The organism is Nocardioides kongjuensis (genome assembly GCF_013409625.1).
GTDB lineage: Bacteria > Actinomycetota > Actinomycetes > Propionibacteriales > Nocardioidaceae > Nocardioides > Nocardioides kongjuensis.
Genome location: NZ_JACCBF010000001.1, coordinates 2,929,674 through 2,948,376, shown reverse-complemented (window position 1 = coordinate 2,948,376; position 18,703 = coordinate 2,929,674). Strand labels below are relative to the sequence as shown.

Genomic DNA, 18,703 nt, shown 5'->3' with positions numbered 1-18,703 from the left:
GGGATGTGGCTTGTCTAAGGCCCACTCCAACCCGGAGGTTCTCGTGTCCCACGGTAGTGCCCGACTGACCGTCCACGGTCGCCGATTGATCGTCCAACGCCACCAGGCCGGCTGGAAGCAAGCCCACATCGCCACGGCGATGGGCGTGTCTCGCAAGTGCGTGAAGACCTGGATCGACCGCTACGCCGCCGAGGGCGAAGTCGGCCTGACCACCCGCTCGTCACGCCCCCACACGATGCCCACCAAGTCCAGCGACGAGATCGAGCAGAAGGTCCTCGCCGCCCGGACCGAGCTCCGCGACGGCCCCGATGTCCTCGGCCCCAAGCTCGGCGTGCCTCCGCGTACCGTGTCCCGGATCCTGCGCCGCCATCGCGTGCCCTACCTTCGCGAGTTGGACCCGATCACCGGCGAGGTCATCCGGTCCTCGAAACAGACCGCCGTTCGTTACGAACGCGACCGCCCAGGCGAGCTGGTCCACATGGACGTGAAGAAGATCGGCCGGATCCCCGACGGCGGCGGCTGGCGCGTCCACGGCCGGGCGATCCCTCGCGACCGCGTCAACGGGCCCGGCTACGACTACGTCCACTCGCTCGTCGATGACCACTCCCGGCTGGCCTACTCAGAGGTGCTGCGCGACGAGAAGGGCACCACATGTGCCGCGTTCCTCGAGCGTGCGATCGCCAACTTCGCCGATCACGGGATCACTCGGATCGAGCGGTTGATGACCGACAACGCCTGGGCCTACCGCTACTCGCTGCGCACGGTGTGCGCCGAGCACGGCATCGTCCAGAAGTTCATCCGTCCCCACTGCCCGTGGCAGAACGGGAAGGTCGAGAGGCTGAACCGCACCCTGGCCACCGAGTGGGCCTACCGCCAGGTCTTCACCAGCAACGACGAGCGAGCGGCCGCTCTTGCACCCTGGCTCGAGCACTACAACACTGAACGCCGCCACAGCGCACTCGGAGGCAAACCGCCGATCAGCCGACTGCTACCAACCTGATGGCCGGGTACATCTAGCGCGGGTGGTGCTCGACGAAGGAGCGCCGCAGGGCCAGCAGGCCGAGGCAGGCGGCGTACCCGAGCGCGAGGGCGATGCCGTGGCGCGAGAGCCCGGCCAGCACGGCCTGGACCAGGCCGTCGTCCGCGCGGGCGATGCTGCCGCGGTCGCTGATGCCGAGCAGGAGCACCACCAGGGCCATCGCCAACGGCGGCAGCACGCCGATCAGGAAGAAGTCGGGCGGTCGGACGGCGAGCGCGGCGCCCACGCACAGCGACACGAACGCCAGGTCGAAGAACAGCCCGAGGCCCGCGGAGAGCGCAAGGTCGACCACGGTCGCACTCAGCAGGAGCGCGACCACCAGGGAGGCCACCTCCCGGCCGGGACGGCGGCCCTCCTCCCACAGGGTCCGATGGCGCTGCGTGGCGCTGCTCACGTCTCCACGCTAGGACATCGGTGCGACGGAATCAGGGACTCAACCGTCGTCCGGTCGCCGTGTCGAAGACGTGCGCCGCGCCCGCCGGGATCGCGACGTGGAGCACGTCGTCGGGCCCGACGTGCCCACGCGAGGGGAGGCGTACGGCGACCGTGGCGGTCGCGTCGCCCAGGTCGGCGGTGCCGTGGGCGAAGCCGTCGGAGCCGAGCTCCTCGACCAGGCTGACCCGGACCGGGATCCCGGCGCCGGGCTCCACCAGCTGCCAGGCCTCGGGGCGCACCCCGACGGTGACCTCCGGGGTCAGGCAGGCACGGGTGCGCGCGTCGAGCGGGACGGCGTACCCGCCGAGCGCGAGGCCGTCGTCACCGCCGACCTTGGCGCCCATCAGGTTCATCTGGGGCGAGCCGATGAAGCCGGCGACGAACAGGTTGGCGGGCCGGTCGTAGAGCGCCAGGGGAGCGTCGACCTGCTGGATCTCGCCGCCGTTCATCACCGCGACCCGGTCGCCCATCGTCATCGCCTCGACCTGGTCGTGGGTGACGTAGACCGTGGTGACGCCGAGCTCGCGCTGCAGCCGGGCGATGTCGCTGCGGGTCTGCACGCGCATCTTGGCGTCGAGGTTGGACAGCGGCTCGTCCATGCAGAACACCTGGGGGGAGCGGACGATCGCGCGGCCCATCGCCACCCGCTGCCGCTGGCCGCCGGAGAGCTGCCTGGGCTTGCGGTCCAGCAGCTCGGTCAGGCCCAGCAGCGCGGCTGCGTCGGCGACCCGGCGCTCGCGCTCCTCGCGCCCGACCTTCGCGATCCTCAGCGCGAAGCCGAGGTTCTCGCGCACCGTCTTGTGCGGGTAGAGCGCGTAGCTCTGGAAGACCATCGCGATGTCGCGGTCCTTGGGTGCGAGGCGGGTGACGTCGCGCTCGCCGATCAGGATCCGGCCCGCGTCGACCTCCTCGAGGCCCGCGAGCATCCGCAGGGTCGTGGTCTTGCCGCAGCCCGAGGGACCGACGAGGACGAGGAACTCGCCGTCCTCGACCACGAGGTCGATGCCGGGTACGGCGGGGGCGTCCGCGCCGGCGTACCACCGCTGCGCGCCCTCGAAGGTGATGGTGGCCATCGCTGCTCCTCGACTCTGTGCCTGACCCCAGTGTGTGACCTGGATCGCATTCGGTGCTTGCGAGGGTATATGTAAGTGTGCTGAACTAACAAACATGTCCTGGCGCAGCCCGACCTCCCGGTCGCCCCGAGAGCGGATCAAGCTCGACCGTGCCGACTCCCGTCGCCACCACCGCTCGATGCTGCTCCAGGAGCTGTTCGCGGCCGGGCCGGCCAGTCGCGCCGACCTTGCCCGCAGCAGCGGGCTGACCCGCGTCACCGTGTCCGACCTGGTCGCCGAGCTGCTGGCCGAGGGCCTGGTCGAGGAGCTCGGTACGCCGACCGAGAGCCGGGTCGGCAAGCCCCCGACCATGGTCGGGCTGGTGGCCGACGCCAAGCACGTGGTCGCCATCGACCTGTCCGTCGACGATCAGGTCGCCGGTGCGGTGCTCACCCTCGAGGGCCAGGTCGTGCTCCGCGACGCCCGGCCGCGCGACGGACGCACCGGCGCCGACGCCGTGGCGCTGGTCCGCGAGTTCGCGGCCGACCTGATCGCGCGCAGCAGCCGCCCGCTGCTCGGCGTCGCGGTCGCGACGCCCGGTGTCGTGACGCCCGACGGTGTCGTGCTCGACGCGCCCAACCTCGGGTGGCACGACCTGCACCTCGCCGAGGACCTGGCCGCCGCGCTCGACCTGCCGGTCTACGTCGCCAACGACGCCAACACCGCCGTGATGGGGGAGTTCGTGTTCGGCAGCCGCGGCGAGGGCGGCCTGCTCCTGCTCCGGCTGAGCACCGGTCTCGGCGCGGGCCTCGTGATCAACGGCGCCCTGCTGCACGGGCAGGGCGGTGCGGCCGGCGAGATCGGCCACGTCCAGGTCGACCCCGACGGCCCGCTGTGCGGCTGCGGCCGGCCGGGCTGCCTGGAGACCTACCTCGCGGTGCCGCGGCTGCGACGTGAGCTCGCTGCCGCGGGTGCCGGTGCCGACGCGGTGCTCGCCGACGCCGGAGCCCGCCTCGGGCAGGCGCTCGCGCCGGTCGTGGCCACGCTCAACCTCGGCGAGGTGGTGCTCAGCGGGCCGGCCGACCTGGTCGAGCCGCTGGCCCGCGTGGCCGAGCAAGCGGTCCGGGACCGGGTGATGCCGGTGTCGGCCCAGCAGTTCGTCGTCCGTACGTCGTCCCTCGGCGACGACGGCGTGCTCGCCGGAGCCACGGGCGTGGTGCTCGCCGGCGAGCTGGGGGTGTCCTGAACCATGAGGAAGATCGAAGGGAAATCAGCGGTGCGACTCAACAAGACCCTGGCCACGAAGAGCGTGGCCGTCGCAGCCATCACCGCCCTGCTGGGCGTGACCAGTGCCTGCGGCTCCGACAAGGAGGACGCCGGCGGCGGCCCCGACAAGGCCGAGATCGTGGTGTGGCTCAACGGCGCGGACACCCCTGACTCCGCCCGGACCTGGCTCAAGGAGACCTTCGAGAAGGAGCACCCCGGCTCGACCCTCAAGATCGAGCAGCAGGAGTGGGAGGGTCTCGTCGAGCGGCTCACCACCGCGCTGACCTCCGCCGACCAGACCCCCGACGTGGTGGAGGTCGGCAACACCCAGGCCGCGACGTTCACCACCGTGGGCGCCTTCAGCGACCTGTCCGGCGACCTCGCCGACCTCGGCGGGGACGACCTGCTGCCGGGCTTCGTGGAGGCCGGCTCGGCCGACGGCAAGACCTTCGCGGTTCCCTACTACGCGGGCTCGACGTACGTCTTCTACCGCAAGGACCTCTTCGAGAAGGCCGGCATCACCGAGGTCCCGGCCACGATGGCCGACTTCATCGCGGCGGCCAAGAAGCTCAAGCAGGACAGCGGGCAGGCCGACTTCTCCGGCTACTGGCTGCCCGGCAAGGACTGGCGCGACGGCGCGGCCTTCCTGTGGGACGCCGGCGGCGACTTCGCCCAGCCCGACGGCGACGGCTGGAAGGCGACCCTCTCGACGCCTGACTCCGTCAAGGGCCTCGAGACCTTCCAGGACCTCTACGCCACGGCCTCCGGTGCGCCCGCCGACGCCAACGAGTCCGACCCGGTGACGCCGTTCTGTGCCGGCAAGATCGGCATGATGTCCCGCCCCGGCTGGGTCGAGGGCATGCTCACCGACCCCGAGAGCGGCTGCCCCGACCTCGCGAAGCAGGTCGGCGTCTTCGCGCTCCCCGGCAGCGACGGCGAGCCCGCGCCGGTGCTCCTCGGCGGCTCGAACATCGCGATCTCGGCGAAGTCGCCCAACCAGGACCTCTCGCGGGACGTGGTGTCCCTGATGCTGAGCGAGGAATACCAGACGATCATGGCCGAGGCCGGTCTCACCCCGGCGCGGCAGTCGTACGCCAGCAAGCTCGGTGACGACGAGTTCGCCCAGGCCACGATCGCGGCGGCGTCGAACGCCAAGCTCACCCCGCCGGCCGCCAACTGGGCGACCGTCGAGGGCAAGTTCGTGCTCGAGGACCTCTACAGCAAGATCGCGCAGGGCGGCGACGTGAAGAAGCTCGCGGCCGCCGCCGACGAGCAGATCGACGCCGAGCTCAACTGACGCGACATGATCGACGGTGTCCGGCCGGCCCCCAGCCGGCCGGACACCGTGCTGTCCACACCGCCGTCCACACCGCCGTCCACACTGCCCGAGAGGAATGTCGTGTCCCGCCCCGCCCGTCGCACCAGCCTCCCGCTGGGCCTCGTGCTCCCCGCGACCGCGCTGCTCGCCCTCGCGCTCGGCTACCCGCTGGTGCGCCAGGTGGTGCTGTCGCTGCAGGAGTTCGGCCTGGCCCAGCAGTTCGGCCAGCCACCCGCCTGGAACGGGGTCGGCAACTACGTCGACCTGCTGACCGACAGCGAGCTGTGGGTCGTCGTGCTCAGGACGGTCGCGTTCTGCTTCGTCAACGCCGGCCTGACCTTCGGCATCGGCCTGGGCCTGGCGCTGCTGATGGCGCGGATGAGCCGGCCGGTGCGGATCCTGGCCCAGTGCGGGCTGCTGCTCGCGTGGGCGATGCCGGTCGTGGCGGCGATGACGGTGTGGCAGTTCCTCTTCGACACCGAGTACGGCGTCGTGAACTGGCTGCTGACGCGGGCGGGCGGAGACTTCGAGGGCCACGGCTGGCTGCTCGACCCGTGGTCGTTCTTCCTCGTCGCCACGATCATCGTGGTCTGGATGAGCGTCCCGTTCGTGGTGTTCACCCTGTACGCCGCGCTCACCCAGGTCCCCGAGGACGTCGTCGAGGCCGCCGAGATCGACGGCGCCTCGCCGTGGCAGCGGTTCGTCCACGTCGTGCTGCCGGCGATCCGGCCGGTGCTGCTGGTGGTCGTGCTGCTGCAGGTGATCTGGGACCTGCGGGTGTTCACGCAGGTCTACACGCTCCAGAAGGCCGGCGGGGTCAGCACCGACACCAACCTGCTCGGCACCTACATCTACACGCTCGGCATCAAGGGCGGGGACTTCGGCACCGCGGCCGCGGCCGCGATGTTCATGCTGTTGCTGACCATCGTGCTCACCGCGCCCTACATCCGGCTGATGATCAGGCAGGAGGAGGACTGATGGCTCGTCGCACGCCCACGGCCGTGCGGATCGGCGCCGACCTGGTCGGCATCCTGGTCCTGCTCGCCTGCGTCTTCCCGGTGTACTGGATGGTCAGCCGGTCGTTCCTGCCCCGCAACCGGATCAAGGGGGAGGACCCGGTGCTGTTCCCGTGGCACGGCACCCTCGACAACTACCGCAAGGTCCTCGGTGACGACGGCTTCGGCGACGCGATGGTGACCAGCCTCAGCGTCACCCTGCTGACCGTCGTCGTGGCGATCTTGTTCGCGTTCCTGGCGGCGGTCGCGGTGAGCAGGTTCCGCTTCCGCGGGCGTCGTACGTTCATCCTGACGCTGCTGCTCATCCAGATGGTCCCGGCCGAGGCGCTGTTCATCAGCCAGTACAAGATGCTCGACGGGATGGGGTTGTTGAACTCGGTGATCGGCCTGAGCTTGGTGTACGTCGCCGGGGTGCTGCCGTTCACCGTGTGGACCCTGCGCGGGTTCGTCGACGGCGTGCCGCGCGAGCTCGAGGAGGCGGCCATGATGGACGGCTGCTCGCGCACGGCAGCGTTCTTCCGGGTGACCCTGCCGCTGCTCGCGCCGGGCCTGGTGGCCACCGGTGTCTTCGGGTTCATCCAGGCCTGGAACGAGTTCACGCTCGCGGTCGTCGTGATGACCGACCCGGGCAGCAAGACGCTGCCGGTGTGGCTGGTGGCGTTCACCGACTCGCGCAGCCGCGGCGTCGACTGGGGAGCGATCATGGCGTCGTCGACGCTGATCACCGTCCCGGTCATCGTGTTCTTCCTGCTCGTCCAGCGCCGGATGGTGACCGGCCTGACCGCGGGTGCGGTGAAGGGATGAGCCGTCCGACGGGTGCTGGTGTCGAGCGCCTCGCGCTCGAGGTGCAGCTGGCGTCCTTCGCCGGCCCGGTGCTCACCGACGAGTGGGCCCAGCTGCTGGAGGAGGGGCTCGGCGGGATCTGCCTGTTCGGCTCCAACCTGACCGGCTCACTGTCCGACGTCGCGGACCTGGTGCGGGCGATCCGCTCCTGCCGGCCCACGGCGCTGGTCGCCACGGACGAGGAGGGCGGCGACGTCACCCGCCTGCACACGCGGTCGGCGAGCCCGGTCCCGGGCGCTGCGGTGCTGGGTGCGGTGGACTCGGTCGCGCTGACCCGGTCGGTCGGCCTCGCGGTCGGCGCGGAGCTCGCCTCCGTCGGGATCGACCTCGACCTCGGACCGGTGGCCGACGTCAACAGCAACCCGGACAACCCGGTGATCGGCACCCGCAGCTTCGGTGCGGACCCCGAGCTCGTGGCCCGCCACGTCGCCGCGTGGGTGTCCGGCCTGCAGGCGGCGGGAGTCGCTGCCTGCGTCAAGCACTTCCCCGGGCACGGCGACACCGGCCAGGACAGCCACCTGACGCTGCCGGTGCTCGGCGCCGACGCCTCGCTCGTGCGGGGACGCGAGCTGGTGCCCTTCGCGGCTGCGGTGCGGGCCGGCGCGGCGTCGGTGATGACCTCGCACATCCTCGTCCCCGCGGTGGATCCCGACCTCCCGGCGACCCTGTCGGCGCCCGTGCTGTCGCTGCTGCGCCAGGAGCTGGGGTACGCCGGCGCGATCGTCAGCGACGCGCTCGACATGGCCGGTGCCTCGGCCTCCCGGGGGATCCCGGAGGCTGCGGTGCTCGCGCTGGCCGCCGGCTGCGACCTGCTCTGCATCGGACCGGACAAGCCGGCCTCGCTCGTCCGTGAGGTCCAGGCCGCGGTGGTCGCTGCTGTCGGGACGGGCCGGCTGCCCCTCGTCCGGCTGGCCGAGGCCGCCGGTCGGGCCGGACGGATCGGGCGCGGGGCCGGCCTGCCCGGCATGCTGCCCGCCCCAGACGCGCTGGTGACGGCGGCGCGACAGGCGTGCGTGGTCGAGGGCGCGTTGCCCGACCTCTCCGGTGCCCGGGTCGTGAGCGTGGAGACCGAGGCGAACATCGCCGTGGGTGCGGGCCGTTGGGGCCTCTCACCCGACGAGGTGGTGGCGGCGGGCGCGTCGCTGCCGACCGGGCCGGTCGTCGTCCAGGTCCGGGATGCGCACCGCCGTCCCGAGGTGAGCGCCGCACTGGCCGCGCACCCGGGGCCGATGGTCGTCGTCGAGTGGGGCTGGCCGGGCCCCCGGACCGGGTGGGAGGCCGCGCCGCACGCACGGATCTGCACCCGCGGCAACGGGCAGCCGTCGATCGCGGCCGTGACGTCGATCCTCCGGGAAGCGGGGCTCCACAGGTGAGCGGCGTGCTCATGGGACTGGACATCGGCGGGACCAAGATCCTCGGGGTCGTTGCGTCGGTGGAGGGCGACCTGCTCGCCTCGGTGCGGGTCGCCAGCCCCACCGGCGGCGACCAGGTGGTCGCGTCGGCTGCCGAGGTGGTCGAGAAGCTGCGGGCGGCAGCCGGCGGACCCGGGGCGGGCGTGGTCGGCGTCGGGATCCCGGGCCTGGTCGATGTCGAGCACGGCACGGTGCGGCACGCGGTGAACCTCGGCGTCGCCGACGGGTACCCGTTCAGCGAGCGGCTCGGCGCCGTGACCGGTGCGCGGGTCGTGCTCGACAACGACGCCAACGCGGCCGCCCTCGGCGCGGCCGCGCTGCTGGGGGAGCGGGACCTCGGGTACCTCAGCCTCGGCACCGGCCTCGCCGCCGCCCTCGTCCTCGACGGTGTGCTGCGGCGCGGGTCGCGCAACGCCGCCGGCGAGATCGGGCACATCCCCGTCGACCCCGCCGGCCCGCGCTGCGAGTGCGGGCAGGTCGGTTGCCTCGAGACCGTCGCCTCCGGCTCGGCGATCGCCACCCTCTGGCCCGGCGACGGGCAGCCCGCGGCGCAGGCGCTGTTCGACGCGGCCGCCGCCGGCTCGGTCGAGGCCGCGGCGGTGCGCGACCGGTTCGCGGCGCGGGTCGCGGACGCCGTGCGCCTGGTGGCGCTGACCGTCGACCCCGCGGTCGTCGTGCTCGGCGGCGGCGTCGCGCAGGTCGGCGAGCGGCTTCGGGTCGCGGTCGCGCACGCACTGGCCGAGCAGGCCGCGGCGTCGCCGTTCCTGCGCTCGCTCGACCTGGCCGGGCGACTGCGTCTGGCGCCGCCGGACCGGCCGGTGGCGGCCCTGGGTGCGGCGTTGCTGGGGGCGTCGTGAGCTCCCTGCGGGTGGTCGGCGGATCGGTCGACGTGACGGTCGTGGACGGCGTGGTGGCCCCGGGAGTCCACGAAGGGCCGGCCTACGACGCGTCCGGGCTGACCGTCCTGCCCGGCCTGATCGACCTCCAGGTCAACGGGGCGGCCGGCATCGACCTGACCCTCGAGCCGACGCGGCTGTGGGAGGTGGCGGCGGCGCTGCCGACGTACGGCGTGACGGCGTTCCTGCCGACGATCATCACCTCGTCGCCCGCTGCGCGCAGCGCTGCGCTGGAGACGCTGGCCGCCGGCCCGCCCGCGGGCTGGGCGGGAGCGTGGCCGCTGGGCCTGCACTTCGAGGGCCCGATGATCGCCCCCGCCCGGAAGGGTGCTCACCCGGCCGCCTGGCTGGTCCCGCCGTCCGCGGAGCTGGTCGCCGGCTGGTCGCGGGAGGCCGGGGTGGCGATGGTGACCATCGCGCCGGAGCTGCGCGGCGCGCTCGACGTGATCTCGACGCTGGCCTCCGCGGGGGTGGTGGTCGCGGTCGGTCACACCGAGGCGAGCGCCGAGCAGGTGGCTGCGGCAGTCGACCGCGGCGCCCGGTCCCTGACCCACCTGGGCAACGCGATGCCGGCGCTGGCCGGGCGTGCCCCCGGCCCGGTGGGCGCGGGCCTGGCGGACCCGCGGCTCGTGGCCGGTGTGATCGCGGACGGGCACCACCTGCACCCGATCACCCTCGCCGCCTGGGCCCGGGCACTCGGCCCGGCGCGGCTGCTGGCCGTCACGGACTGCACCGCCGCGCTCGGCATGCCGGACGGGCCGTCCCGGCTGGGGGACCAGGCGGTCGTCGTGCGTGAGGGGACGGTGCGGCTCGAGGACGGCACCCTCGCCGGCTCGGCCGCCTCGCTGCCCGCGTGCCTGCGAGTGCTCCGGTCGACGACCGGCTGGTCGCTGGACGACGTCGTCGGCTGCTGCACGTCGGTCGCGGCGGACCTGGTCGGCGACACCTCGCGCGGGCGACTGAGCGCCGGTGCGCGTGGCGACCTGACGATCGTCGACGACGACCTGGACGTGGTCGCCACCGTCGTGGGCGGCCGGCTGCTGCACGGATCACTGGAGGGTGAGCGCTGATGGAGGTCGTCCCGCTGGACTCGGTGGAGGAGGTCGCCGCGCTCGGCGCCGACGTGGTCGAGGCGGCCGTCCGCCCGGGCGGTGCCGTGCTCGGGCTCGCGACGGGCTCGACCCCGCTGCCGATGTACCGGGAGCTGGTCCGGCGGCACTCGGCGGGCCTCGGGCCGTCGTACGACGGGGTGCGGTGCTTCACGCTCGACGAGTACGTCGGCCTCCCGCCCGGCCACCCCGAGAGCTACCGCGCCACGATCGCGCGCGAGCTGACCGACCTGCTCGGCATCCCGGCCGACCGGGTGCAGGGGCCCTCCCCGGAGCCGGAGGGGCTGCCGGGCGCGGGGGAGCGGTACGAGGAGGCGCTGGTCGCCGCCGGCGGCATCGACGTCCAGGTCCTCGGCATCGGCTCCGACGGGCACCTCGCCTTCAACGAGCCCGGCTCGTCGCTCGCGTCGCTGACCCGGCTCAAGACGCTGACCGAGGAGACCCGGCGCGACAACGCCCGCTTCTTCGGCTCGATCGACGAGGTCCCGCGCCACGTCCTCACCCAGGGGCTCGGCACCATCCTGCGCGCGCGGCACCTGCTGCTGCTCGCCACCGGTGCAGGCAAGGCCGCCGCGTTGGCGGCGGCCGTCGAGGGGCCGGTGTCGGCCTCGTGCCCCGCATCGGTGCTGCAGCTGCACCCCCACGTCACCGTGCTCTGCGACGAGGCCGCGGGTGCCGGGCTGGCCCGACGGGCCCACTACCGGGAGGTGTACGACGCCAAGCCGGCCTGGCAGCGGCTGTGAGCGCGATGACCCGTCGCGCGGTCAGTCCGCCAGGTCCACGACCACCGGCGCGTGGTCGGAGGGAGCGCCGGCGAACACCTCCGGGTTGCGCTCCTCCCGGTCGATGAACGCACCGGTCACCCGCTCGGCGAAGGGCGCGGAGCCGAGGACGAAGTCGATCTTCAGCCCGCGGTCGCGCTCGAAGCGCTGGCGGTAGTAGTCCCAGTAACGGGACGGATACCCTAGGAGCGCGATGACCATCAAGAGTGTTGAAGCCAAGGCGTCTGACCGCCTGCGCCTGTACGTGGTGGACATGCTCCACCGCGCCGAAGCCATGATCCCAGACCTTGAGCCGCTGGACTGTCCTGACGCCGCGTACACGCGTATCTCTGACGACGTTGAGGGCCAGGGGCTCGGTGTCGAGCGCCAGACAGAGGACTCGCTCCGGGAAGCGGAGCGGGACGGCGTCACGATCCCTGATCGCAACATGTTCAGCGACAACGACATTTCGGCATCGACGCTGAGCAAGAAGCCGCGCCCCGGCTTTGAGCGGATGGTCGCCTACGTGCTCACGCGCCAGATCACTCGGGTCTACGCCTACTCCAATAGTCGCCTCACCCGTAGGCCAATGGAGTTGGAGGTGCTGATCCAACTTGCCGAGCAATACGGCCTGACGATCCGCACGGCGGTCTCCGGGGACGACAACCTCAACACCGCAGACGGGCGGATGACCGCCCGCATTAAGGCGGCGGTAGACGCCGCAGAGGCCGAGAAGACCAGCGAGCGCGTCAAGCGACAGAAGCAGCAGAGGCTTGCCGGTGGGCTGCCTCCGGGGTCGCGCTATCGGACCTTTGGCTACACGCGGGACTGGCAGCCCATTGAGGGAGAGGCCGCAATCGTCCGAGAGACCTTTGACCGGGTCGCTCGGGGCGAGTCCGTCAATGCCGTGACCCGCGACCTCATTGCCCGAGGGGTCAAGCCGGTCAGCGGGGGAGAGTGGCGGTTTCAGGTGACTGCTCGGATGCTTGAGAGCCGGATCTACGCCGGTCGGCTCTCCTACAAGGGCCAGGACGCGGGACCGTCCAAGGTCCCGGCACTCATCACCGAGAGCCAGTTCCAAGCCGCGCAGAACCGCGAACGCAAGGCGGCATGGAACGCTCGCACCGGCCTGCTGTCCGGCATTGCCGTCTGCTCTCGGTGCAACACGGCAATGAACCTGAGCGAGGGTGCGTACGTCTGCGCTCGCATTGCCGGAGGCTGCGGCGCTGTTCGGATCAAGCGCGAATGGCTCGACAACGCGACCGACTCCGTCATCTGGTTCCTCATGATGTGGAAGCGCACCCAGGAACTCACCAACACCGGCACCAGCACTGACACGGCTGATGAGGCCGAAGCACTGGTCACCCAACTCGACCGCGAGATTGAGGAAGTGCAACAGGCACTCGGCGCGGGAGACATGGATCTTGCCGACGCTCTGCCGGTGCTCAAAGAGAAGCGGGCACGTCGCGCAAAGGCAGCAGAAGACGCGGAGGCGGCCCTGTCAGCCGCCAATGACGAGACGTGGCGGGATTGGGACGAGTACGTCTCCTCGGACGTGTCGAGCAAGCGCACGATGATTCGACGGCACCTGACTGCCGTCATGGTGAGTCCGGCGACCTTGCGAGGCCGGAGTACCTATGACCCGGACAGGTTCCGGGTCGTCACGGTCTACCGCGACGCCGAGGGCAAGGTTCTTGAGTTCTCTGGCCGTGGCTGCGGCCAGTTGAGGGAAGCGCGAGACATGCACATGGCTACCGATCCCTCGCGCTTCGACCGCATTCACATTGAGTGGGGCCAGGGCACACGACTCGTCAAAGGTCCTCAGGAAGGCATCCTCGAGTCGGACCGTGGTGGCGCACGCATTGAGCACCACATTGAGGGCGGGACGATTGCCTTTGACATGCCGGTCTGAGCCCTCCGTGGGCTCACTGCTAGGGCTTGTTGAAGATGGCCTCAGTTGCAGTGACAGAGACGAGCGTGAGCCCCTTCTCAACTGAGTAGTAGTTCAGACCAGCCTCTAGCGCGGCTTCGTCTGTCAGCCTGTCACCCATTGCGGTGTACGCAATGCTCAGAAGGCTGCTGACGATTCCGCCGTTGTTGTGGTCGTCTCCCATCGCATACTTGCCGTTCCTTCGGCCCTGCTCTCGAACCTCGTCCAGCGACACAACCACGATGGCCATGCTCCGGATGCTAGCGGCCAGACCTTCCGAGCAATCTCGGTTCAGCCGCCAAAGCCGGGGAACACGGCTCCCAGCAGGGCAACGAGTCCGTCGTACGCGCCATTGGTGGCGAGCCCCGTCGTGAGCGCGTAGGCACCCGTCTTGACGCGGTCGAGGAGGTCCCTCGTCTCAGCGGCGGGCTCGCCGCCGTCCTTCTCCAGCGCCTCGGAGAGCGCCGTGACGCCATCCTCTGTCAGCAGTGCCCGTGCGGCCTCCAACAGGCCGGACACGTCGCCAATGGTCAACTGAGTCACCGAAGCGTTCTGCCCTACCGCGACGGTCGAGTTCGCGGCGTAGACCTGATTGAAGTTGATCGTCACTGCGGAGGCCAGTGCCTTCGAGGTCTCAACTGTAGGTCCGCCAGGAGCACCGGCTTCAAGCGAGACACCTTCAAGGTCGAGAACCAAATCCAGTGCGAAGGACTTGACTCTGTCGATCATCCCGATCAAGAGGGTCTGCGGAATGACCATCGTCGCATTGTTGAGGTTCATCATCGCCATGCTGGGCGCCTGGCCTTTGCTCGCAAACTCGCGGTAAAGGCCAATCCACGCCATCGGCATTTGAAGAGCCGGATCCTTGCCCTCGTCGTTCGATGCCAGCGCCGCGAGTTCGGCAATCGGTTGGATCAGGTCGCCCAGCGAGTCCGAAGGTTGAAGTTCACGCGGGAGGTCGCTTGGCATAACGCGCATCGTGTCCCGGAAGCCACCGGGGCCGTCGAAGCGCAGGGAGATGGGCAACCTTCCGCCCCGCCGATAGATCGGAACCCGCTCGTCTTCGGGGTATCCCTCGAGTTCCGACTTGACCCACTTGGTCATGTCCTCTGCTGCAATGCGACGACTGACGACAAGCAGTCCGCGCAATGCGTCCGTGATGGACACGCTCGGATCTGTGAGCAGTTCGACGGCTCGCCCAAGCGGAGTTGTGGTCATTCGGTGTCGCCCCTCCTACGTGTTCCTTCAGCAGTTCGTTCTTGCAATCTCGGTAGCCTTGATTTGACGGGTCTCCGGCTCAAACGAGGTGTAGTTGGGGGTCACGTCAGCGAACACAACACCGTCAGTCCTGGCTCTGGCGCCACCCGAACGGGATCCGCAACGATCCGCCGGCGACGCGAGACGACGGGCCTCCGCGACATGCCTCGACGCTGCTGTACGGCGAGGAGCCTAGTCGTATCTGCAACGGTCCGGTCTCAGCGGCAACGGGTGAAGGATCGTGTCCCCGACGGTTGGACCAAGTCAGAAACGTCAGGGCCAGCGGTGCCAGGCTCTCGTGAGATCGCACGAACGCCTGCCGCTGACCTTTGGCCCCGCTAGCCTCAAGGAGGCATCTCCAACTCTTGAGGGACGTGGGACGTGAGTGGTAGCGCGTTGGCGATTGGAACAGTGGCCGCCAAGTGGATCGTTCGTTACTTGTGGCCGGAGGTGCCCGTTGCCGACCTGAGCGGCGACCTGCTCAGTATTGTTCGGCGGCAAGTGGATGGGCGCGAGGGGCGCCGTGCCTCGCGGTCGTTTGAAGAGATTGCGGAGGAGATAGCGGATCGTCTCGACCCGTTTATTGAGGCGGAGTTCAGGAGCACAGCGGCGAGCGATCGGACGGCGGCTGCATTGGCTGCCGCCAAGACTCTCGAGATTGGGCTCACCGACGATCGCATCGAAGTCGTCGGTCTCAATGCGGACGCCGCCGTCCTCGAAGCAGCATTGCGACGTGCGGATCCCGCAAGATGTCAGACCGACCTTCTCGGTGAGGCGGGCGGCGCCCTTTATGATCTCCTCTTGGCGGAATGCTGCTCCTATGTTGTGGCGATGGTTGGAGCCCTCCCTGGATTCAACGGGGCCGCTCTAAAGGAACTACTTTCGCGAACCGATGACCTCCTACTCCTGGCAAAGCAGGTTCTCGATCGCATTCCTGTGACTATGCCAGAGGCCTGGGGAACGGGGTCCGAGGATCAGGTGTTCGCGAGCAAGTACTTGAAGGCTGTCGTCCAGCAGCACGACAGACTGCAGATATTTGGCGTACGGAACGCAGCCTATCGATCCACGTACTCGTTGTCAGTAGCCTATATCAGCCTTTCTGCCACGACCCCAACGCGCACCATCTCGAATAGGCCCGGTAAGGAACAAGGCGAAGACCGTCAGGCGGTCGAGGTATTTGAAGATAAAGATCACCTCATGGAAAAGGGTGACCCGGACGGCGCGGCGCTAAGGGTTGAGTCTGCCTTGAGTGGGCATCCTCGCGTTATACTCAGTGGCGGCGCGGGTTCTGGAAAGACGACATTGCTGCAGTGGCTTGCTGTAACGGCTAGCCGGACGGGATTCACGGACCAGCTCGAAGAGTGGAATGGTGCGATCCCATTCGTTCTCCCGCTGCGACGTTTTGTTGGGCAACAATTGCCTGCGCCCGAAGACTTCATTGGAATCAATCATAGAAGTCTGGTCGGCACAATGCCGCCTGGCTGGGTTCACCGGACGATGGCTGGCGGTCGCGCGATAGTGCTAATCGATGGTCTTGACGAACTTCCTGAGCCACAGCGTGACGACGCTCGGGAGTGGCTAGAGGAATTGATATGTACATTCCCCGACGCGCGGTACGTCGTCACATCTCGACCGTTGGCCGTGTCGCGCGATTGGCATGAGTTGCCCGAATTTCGGAGCGCAGAGCTCCTGCCTATGCAGCGCAGTGATATCAGGGAATTCATTGGCCATTGGCACGACGCGGCGAGGAAGGGTGTCGACTCGACTGAGGATCGGGAAGCCCTAGTTGCTGCCGAAAGGCATCTGCTGTCGGCTGTTCACGAAATGCCACACATCCGAGCATTGTGCACCTCGCCGTTGCTGTGTGCCTTGATCTGCGCCCTGCACCGACACAACGTCAATAGGCTGCCACAGAATCGACTAGAGTTGTACGACACGGCGTTGGAAATGCTGGTCTCATCTCGGGATGAGGAGCGAGCGATCACGCCGGGAGACATCCCGTCTCTTACGTATGCGGAAAAGAAGGCAATTTTGTCCGACTTCGCTGCGTGGCTTCATGAGAACGGTGAGTCAGACGCAGAGCTCCATACTTTCGTTGAGCGCGTGAAGCGAAAGGAGCAGTATCTTGCGCGCCCTGACTCAATTGACGGTCAAAAGTTGGCCGGAGTCCTCTTGCAGCGAAGTGGAGTCCTCCGTCAACCGGTAGAGGGCCGAGTTGACTTCGTCCATCGAACGTTCCTGGAATATCTTGCAGCCGTCCAATTTGTCGAAGACGACGCGGTCGGGAAGATCGTTGATCATGCGCACCTCGACCAGTGGCGCGAGGTGGCCATACTTGCGGCTGGAATATTTCCTGCCCATCGACGCGAGCGACTCCTATCGGAACTTGTTGAACGCGGCAGACGGGAATCCGAATGCCGCCATCGACTGTTCCTGCTGGCGGTTGCAAGCCAGGAGACTGCGACGACACTCTCAACCGAATTGCAACTCATGATCAACGGGTGTCTCGATGAGGTTCTTCCTCCGGAAAACATGACCGATGCGGCGGCGGTTGCCTCAGCTGGAAATCTGGCGGTGTCGCGATTGGGAAGCGTCAAGGGAATGCGCGCGACCACTGCGGCAGCGTGTGTTCGGGCGCTTGCCCTGATCGGAACCGACGAGGCGCTCGCACAACTACGCTCCTACAGCAGCGACAGGCGCTTGACGGTCCACCGGCAATTGATGCGCGCTTGGGGACAGTTCGATTCGCGCGCCTATGCTGAAGAAGTGCTTGCGGCGTCTCCCCTGGGGAGCGGGCACATCGTTCTAAGCGACCCTGAGCAGCAACGGCATTTGGACGTCTTGGCTAACGTCAAGTCGGCGTGGCTGGACTTTGCTGGAAAGATCGACTCGCTAGACGTTCTAACTCCGTCCGACGTAGTTTCCGGCCTCAATGCTTGTCGGGCGCGCGGCATCGAAGACCTACGAAGCCTCTCCGGCTTTCCGAATTTGGATTTCTTGTTTCTTGAGAACTCGCCGTCGCTGCGCTCGCTAGAAGGCATCGGTTCATGCCCGAAACTTCGCACGGTGTATTTGGACAACAATCCGAACTTGGAGGATCTGGCGCCACTTAGCCAGTTTCAAAGCTTCGAAAGATTGCACATCACATACTCCAAGTTGGAGTCAACTGACCTACTCCGAGGAATTGGCATCGACGAACTAAGGATTGGCGGAGAATGTCTCCGCCATCTAAGCCAGGGCGCGTCGATGAATGTTCGGCAGCTCCATCTGCAGCAGGCCGTCAGTCTTGAAAATCTTGAGGAAATCCGCACTTGGGAGAGTCTGGAATTTCTCAACTATCTGCATCACAGTAGTGGTGGAGACGGGAGAGCGCTCGCAGTCCCTCCTCGCGTTAAACACCTAAGCATTTCGGTTGGCAACTCAATTCTGAATGTTGCTGGTGCGGAGTCAGTAGAGGGTTTGCGCGTGTATGGCAGAGAGGTTTCCCTTCCGCCGCTTCCAAATTTGTCCGACTTAGAGGCTAGTGCTGACTTTGTTCTAGGCCTGGTTGTTCGGGATCCGCACCTATCGTCCATGCCAAACCTTGGGCGGATCTACGTGTATGGAGAGCGGGCGGCTGAGGTGTCACTCGAGGGCTTCGATGTAGTCCGACGAGTCGGACGTCCGGTCTACAGTGCAACGTTGCGTAGGATTGCTGGTCCTTAGTTCGGTAGATGCATAGGCAACGATTTCGGCGTTGTCCCTTGGTAGGGGCGGGGTGCCCCCAGTGGCGAGAATCCGAAACCGGTAGTGCACAGCAGGTCCCGGCGCGCCATACTTATATGGCTTTAAGTCCATTGCCTCTATTGACGTTCCAGAGCAACAAAAAAGAGGCCCCCGGCATTGGCCGGGGGCGGGGTATTCGATCAGACGGATCGAGATTCGGACGGATCGAGCGTGTGGCGTTCTCAAATTTCCAGCCACGCAAAAGGCCTCAAGTCCATTTGTGCCAATTGGCGTCAAAAGTACGAGGGATCGCCGCTCAAGCGGCAGTCGCGTCCGCAGGTGCGAGTGTTGCCGGTCGCGAGGTTGTTTCCTCGCACGATTGTCCAATAACCACAGTCGCAATCACACTTCCACGTGACCTTGCCATGATGGTCTGTGCCATAACGCTCGACTACGGTCAGAGCGCCGAACTTGCGTCCCGTCAGGTCGATCAATGGTCGAGCCATTTCATGCCACCTCCAACATCTGAGCGACAGAGTCCGAACAGTCGTCCCAATGCCAATGGCAGGACCGGCAACGAGGCTGGTAATGGTGCAGATGCGGACAGTACGGCTTGGTCGTTCCCGTTCTCCCGCCGAATCTCTCGCCGGGACAGTGTCCGTCA

At 67.9% G+C, this 18,703-nt stretch carries 16 protein-coding genes; 11 read left to right on the top strand and 5 right to left on the bottom strand.

Annotation, left to right across the window (positions count from 1 at the left end; translation table 11 throughout):
• Nucleotides 1-43: 43 nt before the first annotated feature.
• Nucleotides 44-1,000, top strand: coding sequence for an IS481 family transposase (locus tag BJ958_RS14065; protein WP_179727401.1), 957 nt, complete (start codon nt 44-46; stop codon nt 998-1,000).
• Between the two features lie 13 nt (nt 1,001-1,013).
• On the opposite strand, the gene BJ958_RS14060 is transcribed toward BJ958_RS14065, so the two are convergent.
• Together BJ958_RS14060 and BJ958_RS14055 are read right to left on the bottom strand one after the other, a co-directional pair.
• Nucleotides 1,014-1,433, bottom strand: coding sequence for a DUF6542 domain-containing protein (locus BJ958_RS14060; RefSeq protein ID WP_179727400.1), 420 nt, complete (start codon nt 1,431-1,433; stop codon nt 1,014-1,016).
• 31 nt (nt 1,434-1,464) lie between these two features.
• Nucleotides 1,465-2,547 carry an ABC transporter ATP-binding protein gene (locus tag BJ958_RS14055; protein WP_179727399.1) on the bottom strand — a complete coding sequence of 361 codons (1,083 nt, stop codon included), beginning with the start codon at nt 2,545-2,547 and terminating at the stop codon, nt 1,465-1,467.
• Between the two features lie 94 nt (nt 2,548-2,641).
• Here BJ958_RS14055 and BJ958_RS14050 point away from each other — a divergent pair, with 94 nt between their 5' ends.
• The 8 genes from BJ958_RS14050 to BJ958_RS14015 all read left to right on the top strand — a co-directional run bounded on the left by BJ958_RS14050 (nt 2,642) and on the right by BJ958_RS14015 (nt 11,129).
• Nucleotides 2,642-3,772: an ROK family transcriptional regulator gene (locus BJ958_RS14050; RefSeq protein ID WP_179727398.1), complete on the top strand. Its 1,131-nt coding sequence runs from the start codon at nt 2,642-2,644 to the stop codon at nt 3,770-3,772.
• A 30-nt stretch (nt 3,773-3,802) separates the two neighbouring features.
• A complete protein-coding gene (locus tag BJ958_RS14045; RefSeq protein ID WP_179727397.1) occupies nt 3,803-5,089 on the top strand; it encodes an extracellular solute-binding protein in 1,287 nt (428 codons plus the stop codon).
• Nucleotides 5,090-5,191: 102 nt separating this feature from the next.
• On the top strand, nt 5,192-6,088 hold the full coding sequence (locus tag BJ958_RS28555; RefSeq protein WP_218865753.1) for an ABC transporter permease subunit: 897 nt from the start codon (nt 5,192-5,194) through the stop codon (nt 6,086-6,088).
• On the top strand, nt 6,088-6,930 hold the full coding sequence (locus tag BJ958_RS14035; protein ID WP_179727395.1) for a carbohydrate ABC transporter permease: 843 nt from the start codon (nt 6,088-6,090) through the stop codon (nt 6,928-6,930). The genes BJ958_RS28555 and BJ958_RS14035 overlap by 1 nt, the downstream gene beginning before the upstream one ends.
• Entirely contained in the window at nt 6,927-8,342 is a 1,416-nt protein-coding gene (locus BJ958_RS14030; RefSeq protein ID WP_179727394.1) for a glycoside hydrolase family 3 protein, read from the top strand. Before BJ958_RS14035 ends, BJ958_RS14030 begins: the two co-directional genes overlap by 4 nt.
• A gap of 11 nt (nt 8,343-8,353) precedes the next feature.
• Complete coding sequence (locus BJ958_RS14025) at nt 8,354-9,238, top strand: ROK family protein (protein ID WP_179730175.1); 885 nt, start codon at nt 8,354-8,356, stop codon at nt 9,236-9,238.
• Nucleotides 9,235-10,347 (top strand): N-acetylglucosamine-6-phosphate deacetylase, encoded by a 1,113-nt coding sequence (gene nagA / locus BJ958_RS14020; protein ID WP_343052680.1) that lies wholly within the window; start codon nt 9,235-9,237, stop codon nt 10,345-10,347. Before BJ958_RS14025 ends, nagA begins: the two co-directional genes overlap by 4 nt.
• Complete coding sequence (locus BJ958_RS14015) at nt 10,347-11,129, top strand: glucosamine-6-phosphate deaminase (protein ID WP_179727393.1); 783 nt, start codon at nt 10,347-10,349, stop codon at nt 11,127-11,129. The genes nagA and BJ958_RS14015 overlap by 1 nt, the downstream gene beginning before the upstream one ends.
• A 21-nt stretch (nt 11,130-11,150) precedes the next feature.
• On the opposite strand, the gene BJ958_RS14010 is transcribed toward BJ958_RS14015, so the two are convergent.
• The gene (locus BJ958_RS14010) at nt 11,151-11,369 is read right to left on the bottom strand and encodes a hypothetical protein (protein ID WP_246319047.1); all 219 of its coding nucleotides are present in this window, start codon (nt 11,367-11,369) and stop codon (nt 11,151-11,153) included.
• Between BJ958_RS14010 and BJ958_RS14005 the strand changes: the two genes are divergently transcribed.
• The gene (locus BJ958_RS14005; protein ID WP_179727392.1) at nt 11,362-13,059 is read left to right on the top strand and encodes a recombinase family protein; all 1,698 of its coding nucleotides are present in this window, start codon (nt 11,362-11,364) and stop codon (nt 13,057-13,059) included. The two genes, BJ958_RS14010 and BJ958_RS14005, sit on opposite strands and share 8 nt — an antisense overlap.
• 19 nt (nt 13,060-13,078) lie before the next feature.
• Here BJ958_RS14005 and BJ958_RS14000 read toward each other — a convergent pair whose 3' ends face one another.
• On the bottom strand, nt 13,079-13,327 hold the full coding sequence (locus tag BJ958_RS14000; RefSeq protein ID WP_179727391.1) for a hypothetical protein: 249 nt from the start codon (nt 13,325-13,327) through the stop codon (nt 13,079-13,081).
• 41 nt (nt 13,328-13,368) lie between these two features.
• On the bottom strand, nt 13,369-14,295 hold the full coding sequence (locus BJ958_RS13995; protein ID WP_246319046.1) for an AbiTii domain-containing protein: 927 nt from the start codon (nt 14,293-14,295) through the stop codon (nt 13,369-13,371).
• A 420-nt stretch (nt 14,296-14,715) separates the two neighbouring features.
• Here BJ958_RS13995 and BJ958_RS13990 point away from each other — a divergent pair, with 420 nt between their 5' ends.
• Nucleotides 14,716-18,039, top strand: a complete 3,324-nt coding sequence (locus tag BJ958_RS13990; RefSeq protein WP_179727389.1) for an NACHT N-terminal Helical domain 1-containing protein — start codon at nt 14,716-14,718, stop codon at nt 18,037-18,039.
• Nucleotides 18,040-18,703 lie beyond the last annotated feature (664 nt).